The following is a 5,147-nucleotide window of genomic DNA, read 5'->3' as shown; positions in this document are numbered from 1 at the left end:
GGGCTATTGCTAGATTAGGCGGTTGGAAAGGATATCTTTCTGAAAGAAAACCAGGTATCACAACCTTTTGGATTGGTCTTCAAAAATTTACCGCAATTATGCAAGGATGGATACTCTTTAGAGATGTGTCCAGACGGTAGGCATTTAGCTGGATTTTTTAATTCTATTTAAGAATACATTTTCATTCTTAAATCCTTAATTTTATCGTCTTCCAAATAATCATCAAAAGTAGTATATCTATCAATAACTCCTTTTGGAGTAATTTCTAGTACTCTATTGGCCACAGTTTGTGCAAACTCATGATCGTGAGTAGTAAATAATATAGAACCTTTGAAGTTTTTCAAAGAATTATTGAAAGCCGTTATCGATTCTAAATCCAAGTGATTTGTGGGTTCATCTAGCATTAAAACATTCGCACGCATCATCATCATTCTGGATAACATACAGCGCACTTTTTCCCCACCAGATAATACACGACTGGTTTTTAATGCTTCTTCACCAGAAAAAATCATTTTTCCAAGAAAACCACGTACATAAACTTCGTCACGCTCTTCTTCGGTTTTTGCCCATTGACGCAACCAGTCTACTAGTGACAAATCATTTTCAAAAAAACTATGATTATCTGCTGGCAAATAGGATTGATTGGTTGTAATTCCCCAATCGAAAGTTCCAGAATCTGCTACTAAATTTCCATTTAAAATTTCGTAGAAAGCAGTTGTAGCACGAGAATCTTTGGAAAAAATAACTACTTTATCGCCTTTTGCCATGTTCAAATCTACATTTTTAAACAGTATTTCACCATCAATGGAGGCACTCAAATTTTGAACATTCAATATTTGATCTCCAGCTTCACGTTCGGTATCAAAAATAATAGCTGGGTATCGTCTAGAAGACGGTTTTATATCGGCTAAATTTAATTTTTCAATCATTTTTTTACGAGAAGTAGCTTGTTTAGATTTTGCTACATTCGCACTAAAACGCCGAATAAATTCTTCCAATTCAGATTTTTTTTCTTCTGCCTTTTTATTTTGTTGTGCTCTTTGCTTTGCCGCAAGTTGGCTAGATTCGTACCAAAAAGTATAATTTCCAGAATAATGATTTATTTTGCTAAAATCAATATCCGAAACATGTGTACAAACTGCATCCAAAAAGTGTCTGTCGTGAGAAACTACCAACACCGTGTTTTCATAATTTGCCAAGAAATTTTCCAACCAACCTATGGTTTCAAAATCCAAATCGTTGGTAGGCTCATCCATAATTAAAACATCTGGATTTCCAAACAATGCTTGTGCCAAAAGTACACGAAGCTTTAGTTTTCCTTCCATGTCGCCCATCAAATTGTATTGATAATCGGCAGAAATTCCTAAATTTGAAAGCATGGCTCCAGCATCTGATTCTGCATTCCAACCATTCATTTCTTCAAATCGAACTTGCAACTCTCCTATTCTATCTGCGTTTTCATCTGTATAATTTAAATATAAATCATCCATTTCCTTTTTTACAGCGAAGAGTGTTTTATTTCCCATCATAACCGTTTCTAGTACTGTATGATTATCAAACATATTGTGGTTCTGATTTAAAACCGACATACGTTTTCCTGGTTCAAGAATTACACGACCGGAAGTTGGATCAATTTCTCCTGCAATAATTTTTAAAAAAGTAGATTTTCCAGCACCATTTGCACCTATAATTCCGTAGCAATTGCCTTGTGTAAAAGTGGTATTTACTTCATCGAATAAAATTCGTTTGCCAAACTGAACCGATAAATTTGATATTGTTAACATTGATATTTAGTATTTTTAAGAAATGCAAAAGTAACAAAAATTAGTGAATTTATTTTATTTAAACCTTTACATAATAATTGCCTTTAATTTAACTGATTGTTAACAGCATTACAAACATTATAAAAATATATTTGTTGCAACTAAACTATTTCTAATGACCGCCTATATTAAAAAAATTACTTTTTTTACTATTGTTTTATTGCCACTTCTATTTGCTTCTTGCAACAAAATATTCGATACAAACAACTATGTAGCTTATTTTGGCGGAGAAATTATAAATCCAAATTCCAAAGTTGTTTTTTTATGCAAAGACAATATTGTTATAGACACCATAAAATTGGATGATAAGAATAGGTTTTTTAAAAAATACGATTCTTTGGCGCCTGGCATGTACACCTTTAAACATGATCCAGAATACCAACATATTTATTTTGATAAAAATGATAGTTTAATGATTCGTTTAAACACAAACGAATTCGATAATTCCCTTACTTTTTGTGGTCGAGGCGATGAGAAAAATAATTTTCTGATTGAACTTTTCCTTAAAAACGAAGATGACAAAAACAATAGTTTTGGAATTTATGATTATGATTTTGCAAAATTCAATAAAACAATTGATGACAATTATAAATCTATAAAAAGCTATTATTCTAGAAGGAAAGAAGCTATTAATTGGGATGAAAATTTTGATTTATATGCAAAGACTATGGTCGATATGCATTATTTATCTAAAAAAGAAATATATCCAATTGCCCATAAAAACAGAACAGGAAAAGACATTTGCAGCAACATACCATTGTCCTATTATAATTATAGAAAAAATATCAATTTCAATAATGAAAATTTGACTAATTTTTCGCCCTTTGTCAGATATTTAACTACTATGCTAAACAATATTTCATGCACAGGAGCAACAGATGGTGCACATTTAAATGAAAAAGCATTGGTTAATAATATTAAAAAATTAGAAATTGCAGATTCTCTTTTTACCAATATAAAAATAAAAAATGCGATTTTAAATAACATTGCATTTACCTATTTGTTGGAAGATCAAAACATGTCAAATAACAAAACTTTTTTGGATAAATACGCAGAACTTTCAACTGATAATGTAAAACAAAAAGAAATAAAACGTATTGGAGAATCAACTCAGTTTTTGTTGGAAAACAAAAAATTACCTGTAGTAAATTTAATTGACGCTCAAAGCAATGTAGTGAATTTAAATTCTTTTTTTACAAATAAAACTGTAGTTTTCTTTTGGACATCGGATGCCAATTCGCATTTGGAACTTGTTCATAAAAAAGCATCTGAGTTAAAAAGTAAACATCCAGATTGGGATTTTGTATCCATCAATGTTGATGATACTCCAGATCAATGGAAAAAATTATTGCTTAAATATAATTTTAAAAATACAACGGAATTACATGCTACAAATTTCAAAGATTTGAGAGACAAATGGGTGATTACCAAAATTCATCGTAGCATGCTTATCAATTCAAATGGTTCCATTAAAAATGGATTTGTAAGTTTGTTTGATGCCGATTTTGAAGATTACTTAAAATAGATATTTCAGATAGTGACTAGTCCTAAAAAATAAAAGCGATTTCAAATTGAAATCGCTTTTTTATTAAATCATCTGATATATCTGTAAACTTAAATCGGATTGTCTAACAATCGAATCATCGAATAATCAATTTATTTATTTCCTTTTTCGAAATCTGCCACAAACTGCGCCAAACCAATATCAGTTAAAGGATGTTTTAGCAAACCATGTATGGCAGAAAGTGGGCCAGTCATAACATCGGCACCAATTTTTGCACAGTTTACAATATGCATAGTATGTCTTACAGAAGCCGCTAGAATTTGGGTTTCGTATCCATAATTATCGTAAATTAATCTTATTTCTTCAATTAAAGCCAAACCATCTGTGGAAATATCGTCCAAACGACCAATAAATGGAGAACAATAAGTAGCACCAGCTTTGGCAGCCAAAAGTGCTTGACCCGCAGAAAATACTAAAGTAACATTGGTTTTGATTCCTTTATCAGAAAAATATTTACAAGCCATCACACCTTCTTTGGTCATGGGCAATTTTACCACGATTTGTTCATGCAAATCAGCCAGCTCTTCACCTTCTTTAATCATTCCGTCGTAGTCCAAAGCATTCACTTCGGCACTCACATCGCCTTCTACAAAGTTGCAAATGTCAACGTAATGCTTTAAAATATTATTTTTCCCAGTGATTCCTTCCTTAGCCATCAAACTCGGATTTGTAGTTACGCCATCCAAAACGCCGAGTGCTTGGGCTTCTTTGATTTGAGCTAAATTGGCAGTGTCAATAAAAAATTTCATAATTATAAATATATTTGATTGTGTGTTTCTGTTTAATTTTTTTTGGCGTATCCAGCAGATTGCTTCGTCGTTCCTCCTTGCAACTACTGGTCGGGCTTTCGGCTATATCTTTTTTTCGCCGAAAAGGCTCAAAAAAGGATACCGCCTTAATCCCTTACGCGCCGCAGTCGTTAGATTGAGAAATGTTTAAAAATTATACTTAACAGGTTTTTTTAAATAAATCCTTAATTCAATTCCTTGTACGCGTTTGCAAAATTACAATTTATAATGGTTCATCAACATTTTTTCATAAAATTTATCGGGCAAAATACGCTTTAGAACTATGGAGAATTTTTGCATAAAAAGACCTACTTTATAATGTATTTTTGGATTTGGAGTTTGGATTATTTTGTAAATGGCTTCTGCCATTTCGTTTGGATTGCTACCAGCATCTACATGTTCGTTCATGGTTTTTAAAACCTGACCGTAAGCCAGTTCATAATCTGATCCTGAAATTACAGGTGCATGAAAACGACCAGCCGCAATGTTTGTAGCAAAATCGCCTGGAGCTACATTGGTCATTTGAATGCCAAATGATTTGGTTTCCATTCGCAAAGCTTCGGTTATGATTTCTAAAGCTCCTTTTGATGCCGAATAAATACTGCGATAGGGCAAACCCATATAACCCGCAATTGATGTAATATTGATAATTAATCCTGATTTCTGTGCGCGCATTTGTGGCAAAACAGCTTTCATGACTTCGATAGGTCCAAAAAAATTGGTTTCGAAATTATTTTTAATCTCTTCCATAGGAATTTCTTCCATAGGACCCGTTATCCCAACGCCAGCATTATTGATTACGATATCTAATTTTTTTTCGTTTCTAATAATTAATGCTACCGTTTTTTGAATACTACTAACATCTCTGACATCTAAAGCGACTATTGGAAATACAGATTTTTGAACCCTTTCTGGATTTCTACTTGTTCCATAAACAATATAACCTTTTTGGTGCAAAAACTCTCCGATAGA

General features: G+C 32.3%; 4 protein-coding genes. 1 reads left to right on the top strand and 3 read right to left on the bottom strand.

Annotated elements, in window-relative coordinates:
- Positions 1-167: 167 nt before the first annotated feature.
- Positions 168-1,784: an ATP-binding cassette domain-containing protein gene (locus RMN92_RS02440; RefSeq protein ID WP_309607875.1), complete on the bottom strand. Its 1,617-nt coding sequence runs from the start codon at positions 1,782-1,784 to the stop codon at positions 168-170.
- 154 nt (positions 1,785-1,938) lie between these two features.
- On the opposite strand from RMN92_RS02440, the gene RMN92_RS02435 reads away from it, so the two are divergent.
- Complete coding sequence (locus RMN92_RS02435) at positions 1,939-3,348, top strand: thioredoxin-like domain-containing protein (protein ID WP_309607874.1); 1,410 nt, start codon at positions 1,939-1,941, stop codon at positions 3,346-3,348.
- A 131-nt stretch (positions 3,349-3,479) separates the two neighbouring features.
- On the opposite strand, the gene fsa is transcribed toward RMN92_RS02435, so the two are convergent.
- On the bottom strand, positions 3,480-4,136 hold the full coding sequence (fsa, locus tag RMN92_RS02430) for a fructose-6-phosphate aldolase (protein ID WP_309607873.1): 657 nt from the start codon (positions 4,134-4,136) through the stop codon (positions 3,480-3,482).
- A 255-nt stretch (positions 4,137-4,391) separates the two neighbouring features.
- Positions 4,392-5,147: SDR family oxidoreductase (locus RMN92_RS02425; RefSeq protein ID WP_309607872.1), on the bottom strand; the 756-nt coding region annotated here is incomplete at its 5' end.

Origin of the sequence: Flavobacterium sp. (genome assembly GCF_031363805.1) — a bacterium.
Classification (GTDB): domain Bacteria; phylum Bacteroidota; class Bacteroidia; order Flavobacteriales; family Flavobacteriaceae; genus Flavobacterium.
The sequence above is the reverse complement of the archived record's forward strand: the minus strand, read 5'-3'. Positions and strand labels throughout refer to the sequence as shown.